Origin of the sequence: Paracoccus sp. FO-3, assembly GCF_006386455.1 — a bacterium.
Lineage (GTDB): Bacteria > Pseudomonadota > Alphaproteobacteria > Rhodobacterales > Rhodobacteraceae > Paracoccus > Paracoccus versutus.
Window position 1 is genome coordinate 1 of the sequence record NZ_VCBQ01000292.1, and the last position, 706, is coordinate 706.

1 protein-coding gene is annotated in these 706 nt (G+C 68.6%); it reads left to right on the forward strand.

Annotated features, from left to right (window positions below; all coding sequences use genetic code 11):
* Positions 1-155 precede the first annotated feature (155 nt).
* Positions 156-706: glycine betaine ABC transporter substrate-binding protein (locus FE811_RS27050; protein WP_305034206.1), on the forward strand; the 551-nt coding region annotated here is incomplete at its 3' end.

A 706-nucleotide genomic window follows, 5' to 3' on the forward strand; every position in this document is an offset into this window, starting at 1 on the left:
CCCCCGGTTTGCGCGACGGCTGGGGTTTGGGGGCCATGTTCGCGTCAGGGAGAAAGAGAATGGGAAGACGGTTTGTTTCCTGCGGTGCGGCGCTTTTGCTTGTGGGCTTTTCGGGTGCGGCCTGGGCGGATTGCGGCAGTCCGACGATTGCCAGCATGAACTGGCAGAGCGCCGAGCTTGCGGCGGCGCTGGATGCCTTCATCCTCAACGAGGGCTACGGCTGCAGCGCCGAGGTGATCCAGGGCGACACGGTGCCGACGCTGACCTCGATGGTCGAGAAGGGCCAGCCCGAGATCGCCCCCGAGGGCTGGGTCGACCTGGTGCCCGAAGTCATCCGGTCCGGCCTGGCCGAGGACCGGATCGTCGTCACCGGCGACATCCTCAGCGACGGCGCCGTGCAGGGCTGGTGGATCCCGAAATACCTCGCCGAGGCCAACCCCGAGCTGAAGACCATCGAGGACGTGCTCAAGCGCCCCGACCTCTTCCCCGATCCCGAGGATCCCGCGAAGGGCGCCATCTTCAACGGCCCGGCCGGCTGGGGCGGCACGGTGATCACCAGCCAGCTCTACAAGGCCTTCGGCGCCCAGGCGGCGGGCTTCAACCTGGTCGACACCGGCTCGGCCGCCGGGCTCGACGGCTCGATCGCGCGCGCCTATGAACGCCAGCAGGGCTGGGTCGGCTATTACTGGGCGCCGACCGCGCTGCT